This window comes from Streptomyces sp. NPDC004647 (assembly GCF_040609575.1).
Classification (GTDB): domain Bacteria; phylum Actinomycetota; class Actinomycetes; order Streptomycetales; family Streptomycetaceae; genus Streptomyces.
The window spans coordinates 18,609-40,320 of sequence record NZ_JBEXKU010000063.1; the positions used below are offsets into that span (position 1 = coordinate 18,609).

The window sequence follows — 21,712 nt, forward strand, 5'->3', positions numbered from 1 at the left end:
GGCCGAGCCTACCCGCTCGGCGCGGCGACCGTTCCACGCTTGCCGCGGATGCGGTGCGGGTGCGTTACTGCTGACCATGCCGTCGCCCCTACCCGGCCCGGGAACCGCCATGCCACCGGCAGACCCCGGGTGAGACGCGTCTCACGCTCTACGGCGGCTCAGCCGCAACGGACCGGCCGGACTCACCGGCCAACCCGCTCGGCCGCCGGTCTTCCGACAACGACGTCTCAACCCCGGGAACGGCCGGCACGCGGCCGCCACACAGCCGCCGCGCAGCTGCCACGGCAGCCGGGGAGCACTCGTCATCCCGCTCGGCGGTGGGTCTTCGACCGTGACCGCTTCTCCACGTACATCCGCTGGTCCGCCGACTGAAGGACCTCCTCCGCCGACATTCCGCAGGCCGCCCAGCCGATGCCGAAACTCGCGCCCACCCGGACCGGACGCCCGTCGACCCGGATCGGCGGAATGATCGCGTTGCGCAGCCGTACGGCCAGGTCCTGGGCGTCCGCGCGGCCCAGCCCGTCCGCCAGGACGACGAACTCGTCGCCACCGAGGCGGGCGACCGTGTCCCCGTCCCGGACGCCGTTCGTCAGCCGGCGGGCGACCTCGATCAGGACGGCGTCACCGGTGTGGTGTCCGAACCGGTCGTTGATCGACTTGAAGCCGTCGAGGTCGCAGAAGAGCACGGCGAGCCCCTTCGAGCCGTCGTCCGTCTCGCCCTCCAGCGGCGCGACCATGTGCATGTGGTGGTCGACGAACGGCCCCACGGCCGGCTTAGGGCCGCCGAAGGGCGTGTCGAAGCCGTCGGAGCGGAAGCCGTGCTCGTCGGTCTCCACCTCCGCGGGCCCGTATGCGGCACCGCCGTACTCCGCGCCGTCCGCCGTGTCCAGCGTGGCGCTGCTCGGCCCGTTCGGGGACGGCGGCCTGCTGCACAGCCGGGCGCCGAGACGGGCCCGCAGCTCGGCGCTGTTCGGCAGGCCGGTGAGGGAGTCGTGGCTGGCACGGTGCGCGAGCTGGAGCTCGTGCCGCTTGCGCTCCTCGATGTCCTCGACGTGGGTGAGCAGGAACCGCGGCCCGTCGGCGGCGTCGGCGACCACGGAGTTGCGCAGGGACACCCAGACGTACGTGCCGTCGCGGCGGGCGAGCCGCAGCTCGGCGCGGCCGCCCTCGGCGGAGGTGCGCAACAGCGTGCCGATGTCCTCGGGGTGGACGAGGTCGGAGAAGGAGTAGCGGCGCATCGCGGAGGCGGGGCGGCCCAGGAGGCGGCACAGGGCGTCGTTGGCGCGCAGCAGGCGGCCGTGCTGGTCGCCGCCCATCTCGGCGATCGCCATGCCGCTGGGGGCGTACTCGAAGGCCTGACGGAAGCTCTCCTCGCTGGCGCGCAGTGCCTGCTGCTCACGCTCGAGCCGGACGAGGGCGCGCTGCATGTTGGCGCGCAGCCGGGCGTTGCTGATGGCGATGGCGGCCTGGAAGGCGTACATCTGCAGGGCTTCACGGCCCCAGGGGCCGGGCCTGCGGCCGTTGCGCGGCCGGTCGACCGTGATGACGCCGAGCAGCTCTTCCTTGGCGGAGTACATCGGCGCGAGCAGCCGGTCCTTGGGGTGCCATTCGTCGGCGAACCGCGGCTGCGGTCCCTCCGTGTGCCATTGCGGTATGTCGTCGTCGTCCAGCACCCAGCCCTCGGAGTACGGGATGAAGCGCAGCTCGCCCCATTGCTCGCCCATGGAGAGCCAGCGCTCCCAGGCGGGCCGGGAGCCGACACGGCCGGCCATGAGCGCCTCCGCGCCCGCGCTGCCCGCGACGGCGGCGACGACGAGGTCACCGTCCGGGCGTACGAGATTCACCGCGGACAGCGCGTAGCCGAGACCGTTGATGATGCCGTCGGCGACTGTCTGCAAGGTGTCCGCGAGGCTGCGGGCGGTGTTGAGGTCCGCGACGACGTGGTGCAACTGCCGCAGGGTCGCGAGACGGACGTAAGGCTCCGACTCCGTCTCCATGGCTTGCACCCCCCGAGACCTCGACAGCAACTCCAGAGTCCGTGTCGTCCGATTGCCACGGCCACTGAATCACAGCGAGCTGCTCACTCGGTACACAGGGTCAACAATAAGTGGCCCCTGTGACCCAAGTCACAGCAGGTGGTGAAGGGTTGGGGACATGCCCTGGGAGCGCTCCTACACTTTTTGAACGCAAATTCGACTGTCGGTCAGGGCGGGCCTCGTCCCCGGGACCTAGGTCCCGTCTGGTTCCGGGGCCCGATGTGCGCGCCGAGCGGGGGCGGATAGCGTTCTTCGCGTGTTGCAGAAGAGCCCTCCCCCGTGTGCCGAGCCCATCCACCATGCTGATGGGGTGAGCGACGACGAGTTCCGTGCCGCTATGTCCCAGCTGGCCGCGGGTGTGGTGCTGGTGACCGCCTTCGACCCGGAGGACGGGCCGAGTGGCGCGGATGCCGGTATGACCGCGACCGCGTTCATGTCGGTGTCACTTGACCCGCCGCTGGCGATGGTGAGCGTTCGCAACGACTCCCGTATGGACGACCTCCTGGAGCACCAGCCGCTCTGGGCGGTGTCCGTGCTGTCCGAGAGCCAGCGGCACATCGCCGGACGGTTCTCGATGAAGGGGCGCATCAGCGACCGGCTGCTCTTCGAGGACATCCCGTACGAGCGGGGGGCGGTGGCGGGAGCGCCGTTGGTGGGAGGCGCGCTGGCGGTGCTGGAGTGCCGTACGGAGCAGCGGGTGCCGGCGGGGGACCACACGCTGGTGATCGGGCGGGTGCTGACGGCTCGTACGCCGAGCGCGGAGGGCGGGCCGCTCACGTACTTCCGCGGGCGCTACCGGCGGCTGTCCTAGGACGATCGGTCCGGGGCGCCGGCTTCTTCCGCGGCGCTCCCCCTTGTTCTGCTCCAGTGCGGTGTCCGGTTTTGTTCTGTTCCTTCCGGTGTCCGGTGTCGGCTACCAGTCCCGGCCGGTGCGGCCGCGCTTGGTCTCGCCGCGACGCTTCTTCTGCCGCAGCCGCCGCTCGTTGATGCCCCGGGGGATACGCGTCTGTCGGCGCGGCTTGGGCGGGGGTGCGGTGGCCTCGGCGAGCAGAGAGGCCAGCCGGACGGCCGCCGTCTCGCGGTTGCGCCACTGCGAGCGGTGCTCGGAAGCCCGTACGGACACGACTCCGCCGACCAGGCGGTCCGCGAGCCGCTCCAGGGCGCGCTCCTGCCACACCTGCGGCAGCGCTTCCGTCGCGGCGAGGTCGAAGCGGAGCTCGACCTGAGTGTCGCTGGTGTTGACGTGCTGGCCACCGGGGCCGGAGGAACGCGAGAAACGCCACATGAGCTCGGCCTCCGGAAGGGAGACCGAGCCGCGGATGACATAGGGCCCGGACATGTGTCCCATGATCCCGGCTCGGGACGGTCCCGTCACCCCGGTTTTCCGCCCCCAGGGCAAGGCCGGGTAAAGAAAGTAAAGCAGTGTGGAACCCGAAGGTGCCCTCACGGCGTTGTGGTGGATGACGGTAGCTTCGTCACCAGTACGGAGCCCGACACCTGACGAAGAAAGGGACTCCCATGGCTGTAAGCCTGTCCAAGGGCGGCAATGTCTCGCTCACCAAGGAGGCGCCGGGCCTCACCGCCGTCACGGTCGGCCTCGGCTGGGACGTCCGCACCACCACCGGCACGGACTTCGACCTGGACGCCAGCGCGATCGCGGTGAACCCGGGCGGAAAGGTCTTCTCCGACGGCCACTTCGTCTTCTTCAACAACAAGTCCACGCCGGACCAGACGATCGTGCACACCGGCGACAACCGCACCGGTGAGGGCGCGGGCGACGACGAGGCGATCAACGTCAACCTGGCCGGCCTCCCGGCCGACGTCGACAAGATCGTCTTCCCGGTCTCCATCTACGACGCCGAGAGCCGCAGCCAGAACTTCGGCCAGGTGCGCAACGCCTACATCCGTATCGTCAACCAGGCCGGCGGCTCCGAGATCGCCCGCTACGACCTCAGCGAGGACGCGGCCACCGAGACGGCCATGGTCTTCGGCGAGCTGTACCGCAACGGCGCGGAGTGGAAGTTCCGCGCGGTCGGCCAGGGCTACGCGGCCGGTCTGACGGGCATCGCCCAGGACTTCGGCGTCAACGTCTGACGGGTACGCCCCGGTACGCCGTTACGCCGTTACGCCGTTACGCCGGTCGGACGTCTCTCACGTCTCTTACGTCTCCTGCTCTCCGACGTAGGCCTGCGAACGAGCAGCCGAACAGAGCAGAGGAAAGAGGGCCGGCCCTCCGGGCCGGCCCTCTTTCGATGCGCCCGGGGCAGGCGTATCGGCCATACGGCCGCGCCCGTGACTCCTCTGCCCGGTCGATGGCTTCCGGGTCGGCCTGCCGTGCGCCCCGATGGGGCGCCTGCCGGGCCCAGCGGCGATAGCGTCGGTCACATGATCCTCGAACCGCTCCCGATCCCCGACGACGGGCGGCAGGAGTTGCACGGGCCGCACGGACTGCCCGCGCCACTCCTCGATGAGCTGACCGCGCTCTACCGGTCCGATCCCGTCTTCCAGCGGATCAGCGGAGACTTCCCCGACCCGGACGACATCCGCCCCGAGCACGTCGCGGCGAGCCTTTCCGCGGAGCTGGCCCACCCCTCCGCCGAGGTGCTGCTCGCCCGTGAGGGCCACCGCCTGCTGGGCGTCGCCATCACGCTGGCCGAGCATCCGGACCCGGACGACCCGGACCCCTGGATCGGCATGCTGATGGTGCACGGCCAGGAACAGCGGACGGGATACGGGCGCGAGATGGCACGGCTGGTGGAGGAGCGGCTGCGCGACGAGGGCGCTGCCGGCGTACGGCTGGCGGTGCTGGAGAACAACCCGAGGGCCCTGGCCTTCTGGACCGCGCTCGGCTACGAGGTCATCGACCGCCGGGAGGACCGCCGGCTCCACCGGCCCTGCGTGGTACTCCGCAAGGCCCTGGGGGCAACGGACTGAGGGACCGCCGCCTCAGAGCCGGGGCCCCTCGCCTGTCGGGTAACCCCACAGGGGGCGGGCGAGTTGAGCGCAGGCAGCGATCATTCTGCGAACAGGTCCGGACATCCATCGGAAACACAAGGTCAAATCTTTGTTGCTGACCTGCCAAAGAAGTTCAACCAATGGCACGCTCTGCACGGCCCGCCGTTCACGACGGTAGGGCCGTGTTCCACGTGCGCGTTCGCGCACGCCGAACGCCCGCTGTCCGTACGCCATTTCGCACCGCCCGGTGCCACCCGGCACCACGGCGCAACGCCACACACCCAGCACCATCCGCACCGCTCAGCACGATCCGCACCGCTCAGCACGATCCGCACCGCTCGGCACCACTGCGCAACGCTCCCGCACACTCCTGCACCGCACGACATCACGTACCACCCATTTCGCACCGCGCACGTCTCTTCTCTCGCAGGACGCGGGCCGCACCGTCTCCCCACGGTGCGGCCCGTTCTGTTCCTGCCTCACCCGAATTACGCTGCCTGGATGACACAACAGGTGCGCGGCGTGGTGGCTCCCGGCAAGGGCGAACCGGTCCGGGTCGAAACGATCCTGGTCCCGGATCCCGGCCCGGGCGAGGCAGTGGTGAAGGTGCAGGCGTGCGGGGTGTGCCACACCGATCTGCACTACCGCGAGGGCGGGATCAACGACGAATTCCCGTTCCTGCTCGGGCATGAGGCGGCGGGGGTCGTCGAGTCGGTCGGCGAGGGCGTCAGCGACGTCGCGCCCGGCGACTTCGTGATCCTCAACTGGCGTGCGGTGTGCGGGCAGTGCCGGGCCTGCCGCCGCGGCCGCCCCTGGTACTGCTTCTCCACCCACAACGCCGAGCAGCAGATGACCCTCGCCGAAGGGACCCGGCTTTCGGCGGCGCTGGGCATCGGCGCGTTCGCCGAGAAGACCCTGGTGGCGGCAGGGCAGTGTACGAAGGTCGACCCGTCGGCGTCCCCCGCGGCGGCGGGCCTGCTCGGCTGCGGGGTGATGGCGGGCCTGGGCGCGGCCATCAACACCGGCAACGTCGGGCGCGGCGACTCGGTCGCGGTGATCGGCTGCGGCGGCGTCGGCAACGCGGCGGTCGCCGGAGCGCGGCTGGCGGGGGCCTCGAAGATCATCGCGGTGGACCTGGACGACCGGAAGCTGGCGCAGGCCCGCTCGCTGGGCGCCACGCACACCGTGAACAGCGCCACGGGGGACCCGGTCAAGATCATCCAGGAGCTGACCGGCGGGTTCGGGGCCGATGTCGTCATCGAGGCGGTGGGCCGGCCGGAGACGTACAGCCAGGCCTTCTACGCCCGCGACCTGGCAGGGACGGTGGTGCTCGTCGGCGTGCCCACGCCGGAGATGAAGCTGGAGCTGCCACTGCTCGACGTCTTCGGGCGAGGCGGCTCCCTGAAGTCCTCCTGGTACGGCGACTGCCTGCCGTCCCGCGACTTCCCGATGCTGATCGACCTCTATCTCCAGGGGCGGCTGGACCTCGACGCGTTCGTCAGCGAGACGATCGGACTCGACGACATCGAGGAGGCGTTCACGAAGATGCACCGCGGAGAAGTGCTGCGCTCCGTGGTGGTGTTCTGACGCCGCCCGCCACCGGCCGCCCGCCACCGGGACGGGGCGGTCAGAACTCGCTGGTGTCGAGGTCGAACCCGAGGGGCTCGGGCAACGTGATCGCCTTGGAGAACTCGACCTCGACCTTGCGGGTGTAACGCTCATCGGAGGGCTCGGTATAAAGGATCGCCTCGCCCGCCTCCCGGTCCACCAGCAAATAGCAGGGGATCTCCCAGATACGTTTCTGCAGTTCAGGGGAGTGATCCGGGTACGGCGCCGAAGCCGTGGGACCATCGAACGGTGATCGACCTCGGCTACTCGCTCTCCCGCCGCTTCCCGGACCCCCCGCAGACGGACTACCGCACCGCGGACGTCCGCGCCCTGCGCCATGACCTCTTCTGCGGGGATGTCTACCTCGCCGACACCAAGGCCGACCGGGAGCTGTCCACAGCCTGGGGATGGGTGCCGGTGCTCGACTTCGCCTGGGCGCTGTGCGACATCGTCGAGCAGCTCGACCGCGACCCCCGCGGCAACCGCTCGCACCGCCCCCAGCACGCCGAGCTGGACTTCACCGAGTCCTCGGACCGGATGCTGTTCGAGCGCCGATTCGGCTGGGTGGACGTCACCGCCGACTGGATACCGGCGGACGAGCCTCCGCTCACCTTCAACCACTCCGCGCTGCGCCGCGAGGCCCGGGACTTCCTGAACGACCTGATCGCCGACCTCACCGATATGCACGGCGCGCTCGCCGACAACCCCATCCTGTGGGATCTCCAGGCCCGCTTCCCCAGGACGTGACTCGGCCCGCTTCCCCAGGACGTGACTCGGCCCGCTTCCCCAGGACGTGACTCGGTCCGCTCCCCAGGACGTGGCTCAGTCCGCCGACGGCTCGACCCGTACGCCCATCCGCGCCGCGAACACCGGGGCCAGATCGAGCAGTTGGGACGGACTGATCACGGCTCCGGCCAGCCGCTCCACGCCCCGCACGATATCGAGCTCGGCGACCTCGCGCAGATCCACATCCGTCATCTCCGCGCCGTGGAGGTCCACCTGCCGCAGCGTGCAGTCCCGGAAGGTCACCCGGTCCAGCCGCGCCCCACCGAAGTCGGCCTCGACGAGCACACACCCCTCGAACACGACGTCCTTGAGCGAGGCCTTCCGCAGATTCAGATAGTCGATCTTCCCGCCGCGCACCAGCACCCGCTCCAGTACGGACCCGTGCAGCTGCACACCGCCGAGCCGCGCGTCGGCCAGCTCCACATCCCGCAGCGAGGCCCCGGCCAGATCCGTACCGACGCCCCGCACCTCGTCCAGCACGCAGTCGATGAACCGGGCGCCGGACAGCCGCACCTCGTCCAGCCCGCAGCGGTACACCCCGCAGTCCATGAACCTCGCGCCGACACCCTCCTGCCCGGCGAGGTCGAGGTCCGCGAACTCCAGCCCGTCGTAGTCCCCCTCCGACTCCAGGCCCTCTCCGTCGAACGGCCGCAGCCGCGGCAACCGCACCTCGGCCCGCCGCACCGCACCCGCCGCCTTCTTGGCCCGCGCCATGTTCGCCACCGCCTTTCGTCCACACATCGTGGACCACGGCACTGACAATGCCCCTGCCCTCACCGGACCGTGGGCCTGCCCGCATCCCCTCGCTCCGCACACGCGGCGACTTGACCTCAAGCAAACTTGAGGTCGGAGAGTGATGCGCACTGACCTTGTGACACGTCAACGAGGAGTCACCATGCGCGCGATCCGGCTGCACGCCTTCGGCCCCGCCGAGAATCTGACGTACGAGAAGGTGGGGGATCCCGAGCCGGACCCCGGCCAGGTACGGATCGCGGTGAGCGCGGCCGGAGTGCACCTCCTCGATACCGCGCTGCGCGAGGGCATGCAGGGCGGCCCGACCCCCGTACCCGAGCTGCCCACCATTCCCGGGCGCGAGGTCGCCGGGACGGTCGAGTCGCTCGGCGAGGGCGTCGGCCGTGAATGGCTCGGCCGCCGGGTTGTGGCCCACCTCGGCATGGTCCCCGGCGGTTACGCCGAGCTCGCCGTGGCCGGCGTGGAGAAGCTGCACGCGCTGCCCGAAGGGCTCGGCGAGGCCGAGGCCGTGGCGATGATCGGTACGGGCCGCACCACCATGGGCATCCTGCACCTCGCCGAGCTGCACGCGGGCGATATCGCGATCGTGACCGCCGCGGCGGGCGGTATCGGCTCGCTGCTCGTCCAGTACGGCAGGAACACCGGTGCCACGGTCATCGGCCTCGCGGGCGGCCCGGCCAAGGTCGAGCGGGTCCGCGAGCTGGGCGCGGACCTCGCCGTCGACTACAACGCGGCGGACTGGCCGCAGCGGGTGCGCGCCTTCCTGGGTGGCCACCGGGCCGACGTCCTCTTCGACTCGGTGGGCGGCGACCCCGGCCGGGCCGCCGTCGGCCTCCTCGGTCGCGGCGGCCGCCACCTGGTCTACGGCTGGTCCGCGGGCGGTCTGCTCACCGGCGGCCCGCTGGAATTCGCCGACGAGGAGCTGGAGCGGCGCGGCATCACCTCTCGGGCCGTGCTCGGCCCCGCGATGCTCGAGCGGATCGGCGGGGACAACCCCATGCGCACCTTGGAGGAACGGTCGCTGGCGGAGGCCGGGGCGGGTCGTCTCGTGCCGGCGGTGCAGCGCTTCCCGATGGCCGAGGCGGCCGCCGCACACCGGGCGCTGGAGAGCCGGGCGACCATGGGCAAGGTCGTGCTCATCCCCTGACGCGGGGCTTCACCACGTCGTAGATCCCCGGGGACGACGGGGGGACGACGGGGGACGACGGGGGGACGACCTGAGACTCCTGGGACGCCTGGGACGTTCTGAGGACGCCCTGGAACGCCGTCGGTCCGTTTCAGCCCCTCAAGCCCCTTCAAGCCCCTCAGCTCCCGGACGCCCGGATCCGCCACACGCGCCCGGCCGGGAGCTGCGCCTCCTGCTCGTGACACCCCTGTGCATGAATGAGGCCATGCACAGAGGGGATTCAGGCAGGCCGTCAGGCTGCGGCCATGTCCTTCAGCACATCGCCCGTCAGGCGGAAGCCCGTCCACTCGTCCATCGGGACCGCGCCCAGCGATGCGTAGAAGTCGATGGACGGGGTGTTCCAGTCCAGCACCGCCCAGTCCAGCCGCCCGTAGCCGCGCTCCACGCAGATCCGGGCCAGCTCGGCGAGGAGCGCCTTGCCGTGGCCACGCCCGCGTGCCTCGGGGCGGACGTAGAGGTCCTCCAGGTAGATGCCGTGCACACCGCGCCACGTAGAGAAGTTGAGGAACCACAGCGCGAAGCCCTCGGTACGGCCGTCCGTCTCGGCGATGTGTCCGAAGGCCGCCGGGCGGTCGCAGAACAGTGCGCGGTGGATCTGGGCCTCGGTGGCCTGCACTTCGTGCTCGGCCTTCTCGTAGGCGGCGAGTTCGCGGATCATGGCGACTATGGCCGGGACGTCCTCGGCCGTGGCTGTGCGGATCATGCCGCCAGGGTACGGCCGTACGACGGCACGCGGCCCGGCCTACGCGTCACAGCGCCGACGCCTCCTCCGGCGCAGGATCGGCGGAGGCTGACAGCTGACAGCTGACAAGGGTCAGTTCCAGGGCGGTTGGGCGGCGCTGCCAGATCCCCTGCGGAGCCGGTCCTCCGGCCGGCTCCGGGATCGTACGGATCGTGGGCGTGGGGCGAACTCTCGTCAGCCTTCGTTGTGCCCTCCGCCGCAGCCGCACCCGGCCGCGCTGCCACAGCAGGCGGCTGCCTCTGGGTCGTCGGCCTGGCTGCTGAGATTGTCGGCGTCGGCCTTGACGACGTAGACCTCCCACGGCTCCTTGCCCGGGCCGTGGACCCAGACCTTGTCCTGGAGGGCATAGCAGCAGGAGGTGTCGTTCTCCTCGAAGGTGGCCAGACCGGCCTCCTTGAGGCGGGCGGTGGCCGCGGTGACGTCCTCGGTGCTGGTCACCTCGACGCCGAGATGGTCCAGACGGGTCTCCTCGCCGGGCTCGCCCTCGATGAGCACGAGCTTGAGGGCGGGTTCCGTCACGGCGAAGTTGGCGTAGCCGGCGCGGCGCTTGGCGGGCTCGGTGCCGAAGAGCTTGGAGTAGAAGGCGACGGAGCCTTCCAGGTCGGCGACGCGCAGGGCGAGCTGGACACGGTCCATGACGGGCTCCCTTGATTCGATGTATGTCTATGTCTGCATCGCCAGCCTCCCACCTGATTCGAAGAGTGTCAACATAGATAGCTATCTAATCTTCCGTCGCGCGGGTTGGTCGACCCGCCCCCGCCGGAGACGACGGTGGAGCGGTGCGGGGCGCCCGCAACCGCCCCTCGCGATAAACGTGGAACGCTCCCCAGTTTTGGTGCTATCGCCTCGGCGGATGGCCCTCGCTGCTCGTACCGTTCCGGAGGGCGAAGTCCTCAGGGTCGTCGGATCCCTGTTGTCGGTGCAGGACCGGCCCGACAGACCGCTGCGTGTGACCGCCGCGGATCCACAAACGGGTGCGCCGACCGTCTTCGACTCCGGCAGTGGTGTCAGCCTTCTCAGGCGATTGCCGCGAGTTGTGCGGTCCCGGTCGTGCGGCCGCCGGTGACGATAGTCCGGTTGCCCTGCGTCCGCCCCGCTGGGCGGGTGCCGACGATGCGAGCCCTCAGCGGTTCTCGGCGAGCTGGTTGAGCGCGATGCCGCCGTCCAGCATGCCCGGCTGATCCGTGACGACCGGAAGCCGTGCCACGAGTCCGGTGTCCAGCAGGAGCGTCTGGGCGAGGACCGACGCCTGGTCCCAGTAGATGTGCTCGCTGTCGATGGACTCGCCGTGGAATCCCACGACGGCGACGAGCGGGATGCGGACCTCGCGTCCGGTCGGGCCGATCGCGGGGAGGATCCAGGGGACTTCGATGTCGTGGGTGAAGGACACGACCATCTCGTCGACGATCCGTTCGTCCCCCACCGTGCGGGAGACGGACCTCAGGGCGAAGTCGTCAGGGTTGCGGCCGATGAACCAGCGCTCGTAGAAATCCCTGACGTTCCCACGCCCCACACCACCCATGGCGGTCGGAACGTGGATCACCGTCGGGCTGTCGGTCATCGTGCTCATGGTGACCCGCACATCCCGGTGCACGAACTCGCTGTCGGTATGTGCGTCCCACACGCGTTCCATTGCCGCACGATCAGCCATGGGGTCGCTCCCGCCGAGAACACTGCCGCGGATGAACGGTGACCGGCCGACGAGACCCGGCCCCGTACGCCGCCTCGCCCCGGCCATTCAGTATGGGGCGCAGGAAGCCGGTGTGCATGCCGAGCCGCCCGGGCTCTCAGGCCCGGCATCCGCCCCAGGCGGTGATCATTCCTGGGGACAGCGCGGCGAAAGCCGAGGAGGCGAGCGCCTGCACCGCAGCGTCGACCTGCGCGGCGTCCACCAGCCCGGTGGCGAGCATCGCGTCACACACGCGTGCCCAGGTCTCCAGCCAGAACGACGTGACGGACCGTCCGGTCCAACCCGCCACGTACACCGACGAGTTCAACCGCACATCCGCCGAACCGACCGCCCTGCGCGACCAGTACGGCTTCGGACGGGCCACCGTGCGACCGGCCCGCATCCGGCCGTCTCCCCACCTTACTCGGCAGCGTATAGTCGACTCCGACTAACGAAGGGATGGATGATGGCGACGCAGAAACGACCCGTCTCCAATCTGCTCGGACTCGCCGTCCTCGGACTGCTGATCGAGCAACCGATGCACCCGTACGAGATGGCAGCGACGCTGCGGGAGCGCAACAAGGACACCAGTTTCAAGATCAAGACAGGTTCGCTGTACGACGTCGTGGAATCGCTGGCCCGTGCGGGCTGGATCTCCGCGCACAGCACCGAGCGGTCCGGACGCCGGCCCGAACGCACCGTCTACGCCCACACGGAGCTGGGGCGCAAGGAGTTCGTGAGCTGGCTGGACGAACTGGTGCGGAAGCCCGTCAAGGAGTACCCCAGCTTCCTCGCGGCGGTGAGCTACCTCGGCGCACTCGGGCCGGACCGGGCTGTACAGGCACTGGAAGAACGCATCGCCTGGCTGGACGAGGACGTTGAACGCGGCCGGCAGGCCCAGGACGAAGCGCTGGCCAAGCAGGCGCCGCGGCTGTTCGTGATCGAACTGGACTACGCGGTCACGATGGCGGCGTCCGAGCGGGATTGGGCCCGCGGCATCGTGCGGGAGATCCGCGACGGCACGCTCGTCTGGCCGGAGCTCATGACCGTGGAAGGCCGGGAGGTGTGGGCCGAGCAGGACGAGGCCGAAGCACCTGACGCGCCATGACCGGACTGCCCGCTTCCGTCAGCTTCTTACGCGCGACTCTCGAGGAAGGCACAAATCCATGATCCATGTCAGGGAACTGGCCAAGAGCTTCTCCACCAAGCAAGGTCCGGTACAGGCGGTGGACGGCGTCGACTTCGATGTCGCTCCCGGAGAGATCGTGGGGTTCCTCGGCCCGAACGGCGCCGGGAAGACGACCACCATGCGGATGCTGACCACCCTGCTCAAGCCGAGTGGTGGGACGGCCACCATCGCGGGGTGCGACCTGCTCCGGCAGCCGGCCAAGGTCCGGCTGCACATCGGGTACACGTCCCAGGCGGGCGGCGCGAAACCCGGCTCCGTGATCCGTAACGACGTCATCCTCCAGGCGCGTCTCTACGGCATGTCCCGTTCCGAGGCCGAGACCCGGGCCGACGAGGTGCTGGCCCAGCTCGGCCTCAAGGAGCTGGCCGAGCGTCAGGCCCAGAGCCTGTCCGGGGGCCAGCGGCGCCGTGTGGACATGGCGCTCGGACTGGTGCACCGGCCGCAGTTACTCTTCCTCGACGAGCCCACGGCGAACCTGGACCCGGAGAGCCGGATAGGGCTGTGGGACCAGATCCGCCGGCTCCGCGACGAGTACGGCACCACGGTCTTCATCAGCACCCACTACCTCGACGAGGCCGACAGCCTGTGTGACCGGGTCCTCATCATCGACCGCGGCCGCATCGTGGCCGAGGACAGCCCGGAACGGCTGAAGGCGGCCATCGCTCACGACACCATCGAGGTCGAGGTGGCCGGCGAGGTGGCACAGGCGAGCGAAGTCATGGCCGCCCACCCGGACGTCCAGAACGTGACAGGCGACGGCATGGTGCTGTCGGTGACCTGCCGGCACGCCGACCAGAGCCTCACCTCGCTGCTGCGGGAACTGGACTCGGCCCACATCCGGGCGGAGTCCGTACGCGTCCTCAGGCCCTCGCTCAACGACGTCTTCATGGCCATCACCGACCGCCGTCCGCAGCACGCTGCCGATGGCGCCCACGTCTGAAGGGAGCAGGGGTGCACACGTTCCGGGACGCAATGATCGTCTTCCGCGACGAGGCGTCGGCCTCGGTGCAGAACCAGATGGGTGTCTTCATCGGTCTGGTGCAGCCGATCGTCTATCTGGCCCTGTTCGGGCCGGTCATGATCCAGGTGCTGCCCGGCAACGGGACGTCCGCCTGGCAGATCTACATCCCCGGCCTGCTCGTACAGCTGGGCCTGTTCGCCACGGGTTACGCCGGATTCGGTCTGATCCCCGACGTGCGCTCCGGCTATCTCGAGCGGCTGCGGGTGACCCCGGCCAGCCGGCTCGGTCTGCTGCTGGGGCGGGTGCTGTGGGACGTACTGACCTTGCTGGTCCAGTCGGTCATCATCGTGCTCATCAGCATGCTGTTCGGGCTGCGCACACCCCTGACCGGAGTGCTGGCCGGGGTGGCGCTGATGACACTGCTCGGCGTCAGCCTGGCGTCCCTGTCCTATTCGCTGGCGCTGAAGCTCTCCTCCGAGTGGCTGTTCGCCCCTGTCCTCAACGGCATCGCCCTGCCCCTGATGCTGCTGTCCGGGATCCTCCTCCCGATGAGCCTCGCGCCGGGCTGGCTCCAGACCGTCTCGGAGTTCAACCCCCTCCGGTACGCGGTGGACGCCATGCGTGATCTGTTCGCCGGTGACTACACCTCCCAGCCGGTCCTGCTCGGACTGGCCGTGGTGGTCGCGCTGGTGGCGGCGTCGCTCGGGGTCGGCACCAGGACCTTCGCGAAGTACAACGCCTGAGTCCGGCACGGACCGGGCGGTCGGTAACGACATGGGGGCGCCTCGGCGCCCCCATCGTCGCCAGCGGCTGTCGGGAGACTGACACCCCACGCCACCCGTCGCCCGGCCGACGGTCCGCTGCGTTCCTCGAGGTCTGTACGCTGAGGTCGCCGCGGCACTACCGTCCCCCCACGACGACGTCCGGGAAGTCAGCCCCGCGGCTTCGAGCTGACTTGATCGAACAACGAGGGAGGGTACGCGGGTGCTTGTGGCGGAACGGTACCGGTTGGACACGGCAATCGGCCGGGGCGGAATGGGAGAGGTCTGGCGCGCCACGGACGAGGTGCTCGGCCGTCCGGTCGCGGTGAAACTGCTCCTCGGCAGCGAAACCGACGAGCAGGCCGGCGCGCGCTTCCGCCTCGAGGCCCAGACGGCCGCACGCCTCAACCACCCCCACGTCGTGACCGTGTTCGACTTCGGCTGCTGGAACGAGCGCTTCTACCTCGTCATGGAGCTCGTCGAGGGCATCAGCCTGGCCCAGGACCTGGCAGCCGGTGCAGTGTTCGGCCCGCAGAGCGTCGCCCAGATCGCCGCCCAGGCCGCCGCCGGCCTCTCCGCCGCCCACCGCCAAGGCGTGATCCACCGCGACATCAAGCCCGGCAACCTGATGCGGGACGCCGACGGCACGGTGAAGATCAGCGACTTCGGCATCGCCCGGTTCGTCGACGACGCCTCCGCCGCGCTCACCAGCACAGGCCAGATCGTCGGCACAAGCCTCTACCTCGCTCCGGAACGCGCGCTGGGCAAGCCCACCGGACCCGGCTCGGACGTGTACGCCCTGGGCTGTGTCCTCTACAACCTGTTGGCAGGCCATCCGCCCTTCCAGGCCGACACCCCAACAGCCGTCCTCTACATGCACGTCGACGCCCAACCCGCGCGTCTCTCCCTGCGACGCCCGGAAATCCCGCGCGCCTTCGAGGACTTTCTGTTCAGGATGCTGGCGAAGGACCCCCAGGACCGTCCCAGCGCACAGGACGTGGCCGACTGGTTCGCCGGCCCAGCCTGGCGCGGCAGCGACACCCAGCGGATGACCACACCCGACGGACCGGACGCGGCAACGACATACGGCCTGCCAAAGACCACCTTTCAGCCGACGGTCGGCGCCTCCCGGCACCGTGCTCCGCGGGAAGGCCAGTACGCCGCGCCGGGGACACAGCCGCAACTCCTCCTGCGCATACGGCCACAGATACGTCGGCACAAATTGCTGACGGGTGTGGTCGCCGGGATCGGCGCGTTCGTGGTCGCCACCCTGCTCGGCATGGCCTGGTTCTCCCCTGACAGCAGCGGATCGGCTCGCCCCGGAGACAAATCGTCCCAGGTCGCAGACCCCGCTCCGACCACTTCCAGATCTCCGAGCCCGGCTGTTTCCGAGCCCGTGACTCCCGCCGCTTCCCCAACCGGCTTGCCGGCCGAGGTGCTGGAAGAGAACGAGGACAAGGGAGATCGGCACAACAGGTGGAAACACGAAGGGCGCGAGGACAACGACGGCGACCATGGGGATGACGACGACTAACTGTGCCGCCTGAGCAGGAACGAGGGCGTTGAGCGGCAGGCTGCCCCCGCCCCCTTGTAGCCCCAGGGGGGCACGGCCCTCGATGACGGGCATCAAAGCGGTCTCGTGATGACACGTGCGCCGGTGTTCGCACCGACCACGAACATGATCGCCGAACGAGTCATTCGGGGAGTCCGCACGACCTCACCCGAGCCATGCGGAGAACGGACATCAACCTGCGAGGCGCTCTCTCAGTGCAGGATTCTTGTCTTGGCGCGTTCGTACTCCGCGTCCGATAGGTCTCCGTGCGCCTTGAGGTCCGCCAACCTGGCCAATTCGTCCAAGTCTTGGGCGCTGGGGTGGTCCGCAGAGCGGCTGCTCACACTCTGTACGGCTTCTCGTCGGGCCTCGCGCTCGCTCATCTTGTCGCCGCGGGCGATGAGGTACATGAAGACACCGAGGAACGGCAGGAACATCACGCAGACCAGCCAGGCCGTCTTCCCGAGCCCACCCATGCTGTGGTCACGGAAAATGTCGGCGACCACCCGGAACAGCAAGATCAGCCACATCGCCCCCACGGCGAGGAACAAGACGGTCAAGAAGACCCCGAGCACCGGATAGTCGTACGCCAAGAGCACATTTGCATCCATGACTTCCTCCCAATGGTGCTTATTCTTCTACTCTATTGCACTTTCAGGTGAATGTCCCTTTCGGGCGATATTGCCGTAGTGGATGGTTTTTACCCCTGGAGTAAGTCCATACAGCTATGGCCGCACGGACAGGAAGAGCCGTTCAGGCTCATCCCGGAAGGCGGCGGCCAGCAGGCCCTTGTTGGTCCGGCCGGCACTGGCGGCCCTGCCCGCCCCGCCGTTCAGCACTCCGCCCACGACGCTTCTGTGCGGCGCTTCCTGGGCGCAGCGCCCGTCACACCTCGTCTGTGTCCCGTCGATGCAGTCCGGCCTGGACAGCTCCGACCATCACGCGTGCAGCGAGGGCGACGATCAGGATGTTGCCGACCATCTGCCCCATCGCGACCGCGCGCGCTGCCTGGGTGTTGGCGGTGATGTCGCCGAAGCCGACGGTGCTGAACACGGTGAGCGCGAAGTACAAGGCGTCCGTCCTGGTGAGCGCCTCACTGAAACTACCGGGTCTGCCGCGCTCCATCAGGTAGTAAGTGGACGCGAACAACACCAGGAACAGCGGGATTGTGCTGGAGATGGCTTCCACGGCCCGCAGACGAGGGGCAGCAGACCGTGTGATCATTCGGACTTGCCAGGCGAACAGCAACGCCAAGAGCATCAAGCCGACGACGAGGCCCGCCGCCGTACCTCCAGTGAAAGCTTGGTCCATGGGGAGCAGGTAGTACGCCAGGACGCAGCCAGTCGCTGTGACGACCGACCGGATCCCCGCGAACAGCGCCAGGCGGCGCGCGGCCGACCGGGACGGCCGCGATTCCCGGCCCGTGCCATTCTCGCCCCGGGGATCAGGCTTCTCCATAGGTTCGTCTCCGCTTCAGAGGACTGCTGCCGCAGCGAGACGACCCGCTCCGGCGCAGGCGCTACACAGCGATACAACGTTCAGACTGGACAGGGGCGAAGATCGCCATCTGAAGGTACATATACGCCACTCTGAGGCGCGAGTAGCTCGTGGCGGTCAGTGGCGAAGGTCTTTACGTCGGCCGTGACAGCGGCGGCCCAGTCCGGGCGCGTCCGACCTGGCGTTTCACTTCCTGGGTTGGCACCGCCCGGCGTGGCCTCGTCGACATCAGAGTGCAGCCCTTCGCCGACCTGTAGAAGGAGGCAACCAGCGCGTTCACACGGAACTAGCGGAAGTACCTGGCGATCAACGGGACGACCGTGGCCAGCCGCGTCGCGCGGGCGAAGCGGGCGGGGAAGGCCACGCCGGAGGACTAGGAGCTGGGCCACACAGTCACACCTGTCAGAACTCGACTCGGGCTACTGGCGAGCCAAGTGCATCCGCATCTCGCTATCAGCGTCTCTGATGAGCTTGCCCGAGAGGTCGACCGTCACGCTGTGGAGGGTGCCGGTGAACCGGAACGGAGAGCGGTACTCGGCCGTGACCGACGGGCCTGGATTGGCTCCGCATGTCATACCGCCCGGGTTGAACATGACAGGGGTGGTCACCGGGAATTCGGCTTCCGCCACACGGTGGCTATCGATGTAGAGCTCGGCTCGGCCCGGTGTGCCCTTGCCCGCGGCGATGTCGGGTTCGCCGGTCGGTTCGAACTCGAAGCGCAGCTCATGGCGGCCTGCGGGTACCGGGTCCGGCGAGTCCACAGTGTAGAAGGCTCGGCAGACGTAGTTGTGGACGTAGTGAAGTTTGCCGTCCCTGATGTAGAAGCTCCAGCCGCCGGCGCGGGTTCCCTGGCTGATGAGTACGCCTTCGGCGCCGTCGGCGGGGATCTCCACGTCGGCGGTGATGCTGTGCGGTCGGTTGAGCACTCGGGGGGCTACGGACGCCGGAAGCGACGCGGTACCGGCACGGAAGGTGTAGTTGGTCCGCTCCTTGGTGATCTGAGGACGCTCCGTCATCATCCGCGCGAGGGTGCTGCCGTCGATCGGCAGCACGTTGTACTTGCCAGCTTCGACGTACCACAGGGAGACCATCTCCAGCATCTTGTCGCGGTGGTCGGCGACGACGTCTTGGGTCTCTGCGAAGTCCTCGTCGACGTGGTAAAGCTCCCAGTGATTGACGTCCAGGTCGGTGAGCTTCTCAGCCGTGATGGGCGTCCCGAAGGGCTGGTCGGCCTCGGCGTAGGAGGGGCCCGGCCAGGGGCATACGGCACGCCATCCGTCGTGGTCGATGGCGCGGTGGCCGAGGATCTCGAAGTACTGAGTGCGGTGCAGGGTCGGCGCGGACGCGTCGTCGAAGCTGTGGGCGAAGCTGACGCCGTGAAGCGGGGATTGGGTGACGCCCTTGATGGTGCCGGGCGGTTCGATACCGAGGACGTCGAGCACGGTGGGGACCATGTCGATGAGGTGTGCGTACTGGGTTCGCACCTCTCCGCGTGCCTTGATGCCACGGGGCCAGTGGACCAGGAACGGATCGCTGGCGCCGCCGCGGTAGGTCTCCCGTTTCCAGCGCCGGAACGGCGTGTTGCCTGCCCATGTCCAGCCCCATGGGTAGTGGTTGAACATGGTGGGGCCGCCGAGTCCGTCGATCGCCTTGAGACTGTCCTCAATCGGTTCGGGGGCGTTGTTGTAGAACTGTGCCTCGTTGGTCGTGCCGGTCACTCCGCCTTCCGCGCTGGCGCCGTTGTCGGAGACCACCATGACCAGGGTGTTGTCAAGTTCACCGGTTGTCTTGAGGAACTCCAGCAGCCGTCCGATCTCGTGGTCGGTATGGGAGAGGAAACCGGCGTAGACCTCCATCATGCGTGCAGCGAGACGTCGTGCCTGCGGGGAGAGGGAGTCCCAGGCCGGGACGTCCGGGTCGTGTTCGGAGAGCACCGCATCGGCCGGCACGACGCCGAGCCTCTGCTGGTTGGCGAAGGTCACCTCGCGGTAGGCGTCCCAGCCCTCGTCGAACCGGCCCCGGTAGCGGTCTGCCCACTCCGGCGGGACGTGGTGCGGCGCATGGGTGGCACCGGTGCTGAAGTCCATGAAGAACGGCTTGTCGGGTGCGACCTGCTTGGCGTCGGAGATGAACGCCATCGCCTTGTCCGCCAGGTCAGAGGTCAGGTGGTAGCCCTCTTCAGGGGACGCGGGAGGCTCTACCTGATGGTTGTCGTAGACCAGCTCCGGATACCACTGGTTCGTGTCGCCGCCCAGGAATCCGTAGAACCGCTCGAAGCCGCGGCCGAGCGGCCAGCGGTCGTGGGGGCCGGCTGGAGACTCCTGCTCCGAAGGCATCAGATGCCACTTGCCGAGCATGTACGTGTTGTATCCGTGCAGCAGAAGCATCTCCGACAAGAACCCGTTCTCGAATGGGATGTTGCCGTTGTAGCCCGGGTACCCGGTGGCCATCTCGGCGACCGCCGCCATGCCGTTGGCGTGGTGGTTGCGGCCGGTGATGATGCACGAACGCGACGGCGAGCACAGCGCCGTGGTGTGCATGTTGTTGTACAGCAGCCCACCCGCGGCCAGTGCGTCGAGGTTGGGCGTCCGGATCGGACTTCCGTAGCAGCCGAACTGCCCAAAGCCCGTGTCGTCGAGCACGATCAACAGCACGTTCGGCGCTCCGGGTACTGCCCGCGCCGGCTCGGGCCATGCCGGGCTGGATACTTCTGTGGTCCGCCCCATGACTCCCGGGAAGGCGGTTCCTGGCTGGTATTCGATCACCGGCATCAGTCCGGCGCTCCTTCCCACCGGTCCTGACTGTCGATCTGGCAGACGGATCCGGTGAACTGGGCTGGCTGGCGGGGGTCGGCGCCCTCCGCACCAGAGTGGCGCTTCGTCCACCCCGGCCCGGTGCTCCCGAAGCCGCCTACGGCGTCCCGGCCGTGCGCTGCAAGGAAGCAGTAAATGCGCCGAGGTCCCATCGCAGCACTCAACGTGCGGGGCGGTCGCATTCGACCCGCGATGCCGAGTGAATACGCTCAAGCGGTTCTCGTGCCGTAAGCCGTTTTCCAGCTCTGCGGCCAGCCGCTGCACTGGTCAGGCTGCCAGCCCGATCCTCGTGCCCACGAGATCCACGTTAGGCGTCGACAGGGGCGGCTGCCACCGGGCGGAGGGCGTCTCGCAGGTTGCGATGGGTGTCTTGCCTCCAGCTACATGCGTCGGGAGAGACGCCCAAATTGCACGCGTATCGCCGGATTGAACCGTGCGGAATGGGCATGACCGCGTGAGGTCGGCTCCGCGGGTTTGGCCGGTGTCGTGGACGTGTATACGCACGTCGTGCAAGACACCCAGCGGGAAGCGATCAGCCACATGGACCGACTGCTGAAACGGCGCCTTGATCGCGGCTGACTGCCCTCGTTGATGTCAGCCGCGGATGTCAAACGCCCCGGACGACCATCAGTCCGGGGCGTTTTCCCTGTTCGGGGCTGGAGCCGACTGTCGGATTCGAACCGACGACCTTCGCTTTACAAGGATGGCAAGAACCTCATTGATCCTTCATTACCATTCTCATTCCTGGCGCTTCTGCGCAGGTCAGAGCCCCGCAGGCGGAGCACATCGGGTAGCTCTTTCCTGGTCCTTCTCGATCGTTGTGTGTCCTTGTGTTCCCACCACGTTCCCATGGGGGAGGCCCTCAAGAGCGTCCGTGCAGGGCGAAGCAGATACTGCCCAGGTCGGTGCTGTGCCGCGAAACGCTGAGCACCGCAGATCGTTCGAGGTGGAAACCGGCTCTGGCCCCTGAACCCGGGACGGAGCCCATGACCATTTCAGCAGGTCAGACGCTTGCTCACAGACTACTGCGGTTGAATGCGTGATGTCGTCAGGGGGGATCGCGGAGGAGGCCGGTGCCGGCGAGGCAGCCGTCGAGAACGTCGTGGCGGGACTGGAACTGGCGTAATTCGCGCCGGACAGTGGTGATCAGGTCGTCGGGGGCCCGGTTGGCCAACGTGGTACGCCGCAGCACGGACCAGACGCT

At 68.6% G+C, this 21,712-nt stretch carries 22 protein-coding genes and 1 pseudogene; 10 read left to right on the forward strand and 13 right to left on the reverse strand.

Translation table 11 applies throughout. The features are described 5' to 3' along the window. Positions 1-302 precede the first annotated feature (302 nt). Entirely contained in the window at positions 303-1,997 is a 1,695-nt protein-coding gene (gene cdgB / locus ABZW18_RS24950; protein ID WP_356191192.1) for a diguanylate cyclase CdgB, read from the reverse strand. A 376-nt stretch (positions 1,998-2,373) separates the two neighbouring features. Here cdgB and ABZW18_RS24955 point away from each other — a divergent pair, with 376 nt between their 5' ends. Then, a complete protein-coding gene (locus ABZW18_RS24955; RefSeq protein ID WP_356191260.1) occupies positions 2,374-2,847 on the forward strand; it encodes a flavin reductase family protein in 474 nt (157 codons plus the stop codon). Between the two features lie 102 nt (positions 2,848-2,949). On the opposite strand, the gene arfB is transcribed toward ABZW18_RS24955, so the two are convergent. After that, positions 2,950-3,384 (reverse strand): alternative ribosome rescue aminoacyl-tRNA hydrolase ArfB, encoded by a 435-nt coding sequence (gene arfB / locus ABZW18_RS24960; RefSeq protein ID WP_356191195.1) that lies wholly within the window; start codon positions 3,382-3,384, stop codon positions 2,950-2,952. 170 nt (positions 3,385-3,554) lie between these two features. Here arfB and ABZW18_RS24965 point away from each other — a divergent pair, with 170 nt between their 5' ends. The 3 genes from ABZW18_RS24965 to ABZW18_RS24975 all read left to right on the forward strand — a co-directional run bounded on the left by ABZW18_RS24965 (position 3,555) and on the right by ABZW18_RS24975 (position 6,578). After that, positions 3,555-4,130, forward strand: coding sequence for a TerD family protein (locus ABZW18_RS24965; RefSeq protein ID WP_356191198.1), 576 nt, complete (start codon positions 3,555-3,557; stop codon positions 4,128-4,130). A gap of 291 nt (positions 4,131-4,421) precedes the next feature. Then, positions 4,422-4,970: a GNAT family N-acetyltransferase gene (locus ABZW18_RS24970; protein ID WP_356191201.1), complete on the forward strand. Its 549-nt coding sequence runs from the start codon at positions 4,422-4,424 to the stop codon at positions 4,968-4,970. Positions 4,971-5,492: 522 nt separating this feature from the next. After that, complete coding sequence (locus ABZW18_RS24975) at positions 5,493-6,578, forward strand: S-(hydroxymethyl)mycothiol dehydrogenase (RefSeq protein ID WP_356191204.1); 1,086 nt, start codon at positions 5,493-5,495, stop codon at positions 6,576-6,578. Positions 6,579-6,618: 40 nt separating this feature from the next. Here the strand turns inward: ABZW18_RS24975 and ABZW18_RS24980 are convergent, their stop codons facing one another. Further along, positions 6,619-6,759, reverse strand: coding sequence for a hypothetical protein (locus ABZW18_RS24980; RefSeq protein ID WP_356191207.1), 141 nt, complete (start codon positions 6,757-6,759; stop codon positions 6,619-6,621). 89 nt (positions 6,760-6,848) lie between these two features. Between ABZW18_RS24980 and ABZW18_RS24985 the strand changes: the two genes are divergently transcribed. Continuing rightward, a complete protein-coding gene (locus ABZW18_RS24985; protein WP_356191210.1) occupies positions 6,849-7,346 on the forward strand; it encodes a hypothetical protein in 498 nt (165 codons plus the stop codon). Between the two features lie 75 nt (positions 7,347-7,421). On the opposite strand, the gene ABZW18_RS24990 is transcribed toward ABZW18_RS24985, so the two are convergent. After that, positions 7,422-8,099: a pentapeptide repeat-containing protein gene (locus tag ABZW18_RS24990; protein WP_356191212.1), complete on the reverse strand. Its 678-nt coding sequence runs from the start codon at positions 8,097-8,099 to the stop codon at positions 7,422-7,424. Positions 8,100-8,280: 181 nt separating this feature from the next. Between ABZW18_RS24990 and ABZW18_RS24995 the strand changes: the two genes are divergently transcribed. Next, positions 8,281-9,285, forward strand: coding sequence for a zinc-binding dehydrogenase (locus ABZW18_RS24995; RefSeq protein WP_356191215.1), 1,005 nt, complete (start codon positions 8,281-8,283; stop codon positions 9,283-9,285). 271 nt (positions 9,286-9,556) lie between these two features. Here ABZW18_RS24995 and ABZW18_RS25000 read toward each other — a convergent pair whose 3' ends face one another. From ABZW18_RS25000 to ABZW18_RS25015, 4 genes are all read right to left on the reverse strand, one after another. Next, positions 9,557-10,027: a GNAT family N-acetyltransferase gene (locus tag ABZW18_RS25000; RefSeq protein WP_356191217.1), complete on the reverse strand. Its 471-nt coding sequence runs from the start codon at positions 10,025-10,027 to the stop codon at positions 9,557-9,559. A 213-nt stretch (positions 10,028-10,240) separates the two neighbouring features. Beyond that, entirely contained in the window at positions 10,241-10,702 is a 462-nt protein-coding gene (locus ABZW18_RS25005; RefSeq protein ID WP_356191219.1) for an ArsI/CadI family heavy metal resistance metalloenzyme, read from the reverse strand. 487 nt (positions 10,703-11,189) lie between these two features. Beyond that, the gene (locus tag ABZW18_RS25010; RefSeq protein ID WP_356191222.1) at positions 11,190-11,717 is read right to left on the reverse strand and encodes a nuclear transport factor 2 family protein; all 528 of its coding nucleotides are present in this window, start codon (positions 11,715-11,717) and stop codon (positions 11,190-11,192) included. A gap of 136 nt (positions 11,718-11,853) precedes the next feature. After that, positions 11,854-12,138 carry a hypothetical protein gene (locus tag ABZW18_RS25015; RefSeq protein ID WP_356191225.1) on the reverse strand — a complete coding sequence of 95 codons (285 nt, stop codon included), beginning with the start codon at positions 12,136-12,138 and terminating at the stop codon, positions 11,854-11,856. A 63-nt stretch (positions 12,139-12,201) separates the two neighbouring features. Between ABZW18_RS25015 and ABZW18_RS25020 the strand changes: the two genes are divergently transcribed. The 4 genes from ABZW18_RS25020 (at position 12,202) to ABZW18_RS25035 (ending at position 16,180) form a co-directional block, all read left to right on the forward strand. Beyond that, entirely contained in the window at positions 12,202-12,843 is a 642-nt protein-coding gene (locus ABZW18_RS25020) for a PadR family transcriptional regulator (RefSeq protein WP_356191228.1), read from the forward strand. 58 nt (positions 12,844-12,901) lie between these two features. Continuing rightward, on the forward strand, positions 12,902-13,864 hold the full coding sequence (locus tag ABZW18_RS25025) for an ATP-binding cassette domain-containing protein (protein ID WP_356191231.1): 963 nt from the start codon (positions 12,902-12,904) through the stop codon (positions 13,862-13,864). A gap of 11 nt (positions 13,865-13,875) precedes the next feature. Further along, on the forward strand, positions 13,876-14,628 hold the full coding sequence (locus tag ABZW18_RS25030; RefSeq protein ID WP_356191234.1) for an ABC transporter permease: 753 nt from the start codon (positions 13,876-13,878) through the stop codon (positions 14,626-14,628). Between the two features lie 241 nt (positions 14,629-14,869). Then, positions 14,870-16,180, forward strand: coding sequence for a protein kinase (locus tag ABZW18_RS25035; RefSeq protein WP_356191236.1), 1,311 nt, complete (start codon positions 14,870-14,872; stop codon positions 16,178-16,180). Positions 16,181-16,410: 230 nt separating this feature from the next. Here the strand turns inward: ABZW18_RS25035 and ABZW18_RS25040 are convergent, their stop codons facing one another. The 5 genes and pseudogenes from ABZW18_RS25040 to ABZW18_RS25060 form a co-directional block, all read right to left on the reverse strand. Continuing rightward, a complete protein-coding gene (locus tag ABZW18_RS25040; RefSeq protein WP_356191238.1) occupies positions 16,411-16,809 on the reverse strand; it encodes an SHOCT domain-containing protein in 399 nt (132 codons plus the stop codon). Between the two features lie 114 nt (positions 16,810-16,923). Continuing rightward, positions 16,924-17,046 carry a hypothetical protein gene (locus tag ABZW18_RS25045; protein ID WP_356191240.1) on the reverse strand — a complete coding sequence of 41 codons (123 nt, stop codon included), beginning with the start codon at positions 17,044-17,046 and terminating at the stop codon, positions 16,924-16,926. A gap of 37 nt (positions 17,047-17,083) precedes the next feature. Beyond that, positions 17,084-17,509, reverse strand: a complete 426-nt coding sequence (locus ABZW18_RS25050) for a potassium channel family protein (RefSeq protein ID WP_356191243.1) — start codon at positions 17,507-17,509, stop codon at positions 17,084-17,086. A gap of 605 nt (positions 17,510-18,114) precedes the next feature. Further along, positions 18,115-20,466: an arylsulfatase gene (locus ABZW18_RS25055; protein ID WP_356191246.1), complete on the reverse strand. Its 2,352-nt coding sequence runs from the start codon at positions 20,464-20,466 to the stop codon at positions 18,115-18,117. Between the two features lie 1,090 nt (positions 20,467-21,556). Continuing rightward, a pseudogene (locus ABZW18_RS25060) lies at positions 21,557-21,709 on the reverse strand (DDE endonuclease); the annotation flags it as partial. Positions 21,710-21,712 lie beyond the last annotated feature (3 nt).

Coding starts and splice junctions, on each gene's coding strand:
- arfB (WP_356191195.1), bottom strand. CDS start 3,384: ATGGGACACATGTCCGGGCCCTATGTCATCCGCGGCTCGGTCTCCCTT.
- ABZW18_RS25040 (WP_356191238.1), bottom strand. CDS start 16,809: ATGGATGCAAATGTGCTCTTGGCGTACGACTATCCGGTGCTCGGGGTC.
- ABZW18_RS25005 (WP_356191219.1), bottom strand. CDS start 10,702: ATGGACCGTGTCCAGCTCGCCCTGCGCGTCGCCGACCTGGAAGGCTCC.
- ABZW18_RS24990 (WP_356191212.1), bottom strand. CDS start 8,099: ATGGCGCGGGCCAAGAAGGCGGCGGGTGCGGTGCGGCGGGCCGAGGTG.
- ABZW18_RS25000 (WP_356191217.1), bottom strand. CDS start 10,027: ATGATCCGCACAGCCACGGCCGAGGACGTCCCGGCCATAGTCGCCATG.
- ABZW18_RS25055 (WP_356191246.1), bottom strand. CDS start 20,466: ATGCCGGTGATCGAATACCAGCCAGGAACCGCCTTCCCGGGAGTCATG.
- ABZW18_RS24955 (WP_356191260.1), top strand. CDS start 2,374: ATGTCCCAGCTGGCCGCGGGTGTGGTGCTGGTGACCGCCTTCGACCCG.
- ABZW18_RS25015 (WP_356191225.1), bottom strand. CDS start 12,138: ATGCGGGCCGGTCGCACGGTGGCCCGTCCGAAGCCGTACTGGTCGCGC.
- ABZW18_RS25050 (WP_356191243.1), bottom strand. CDS start 17,509: ATGGACCAAGCTTTCACTGGAGGTACGGCGGCGGGCCTCGTCGTCGGC.
- ABZW18_RS25025 (WP_356191231.1), top strand. CDS start 12,902: ATGATCCATGTCAGGGAACTGGCCAAGAGCTTCTCCACCAAGCAAGGT.
- ABZW18_RS25010 (WP_356191222.1), bottom strand. CDS start 11,717: ATGGCTGATCGTGCGGCAATGGAACGCGTGTGGGACGCACATACCGAC.
- ABZW18_RS24970 (WP_356191201.1), top strand. CDS start 4,422: ATGATCCTCGAACCGCTCCCGATCCCCGACGACGGGCGGCAGGAGTTG.
- ABZW18_RS24975 (WP_356191204.1), top strand. CDS start 5,493: ATGACACAACAGGTGCGCGGCGTGGTGGCTCCCGGCAAGGGCGAACCG.
- ABZW18_RS24965 (WP_356191198.1), top strand. CDS start 3,555: ATGGCTGTAAGCCTGTCCAAGGGCGGCAATGTCTCGCTCACCAAGGAG.
- ABZW18_RS25020 (WP_356191228.1), top strand. CDS start 12,202: ATGGCGACGCAGAAACGACCCGTCTCCAATCTGCTCGGACTCGCCGTC.
- cdgB (WP_356191192.1), bottom strand. CDS start 1,997: ATGGAGACGGAGTCGGAGCCTTACGTCCGTCTCGCGACCCTGCGGCAG.
- ABZW18_RS24995 (WP_356191215.1), top strand. CDS start 8,281: ATGCGCGCGATCCGGCTGCACGCCTTCGGCCCCGCCGAGAATCTGACG.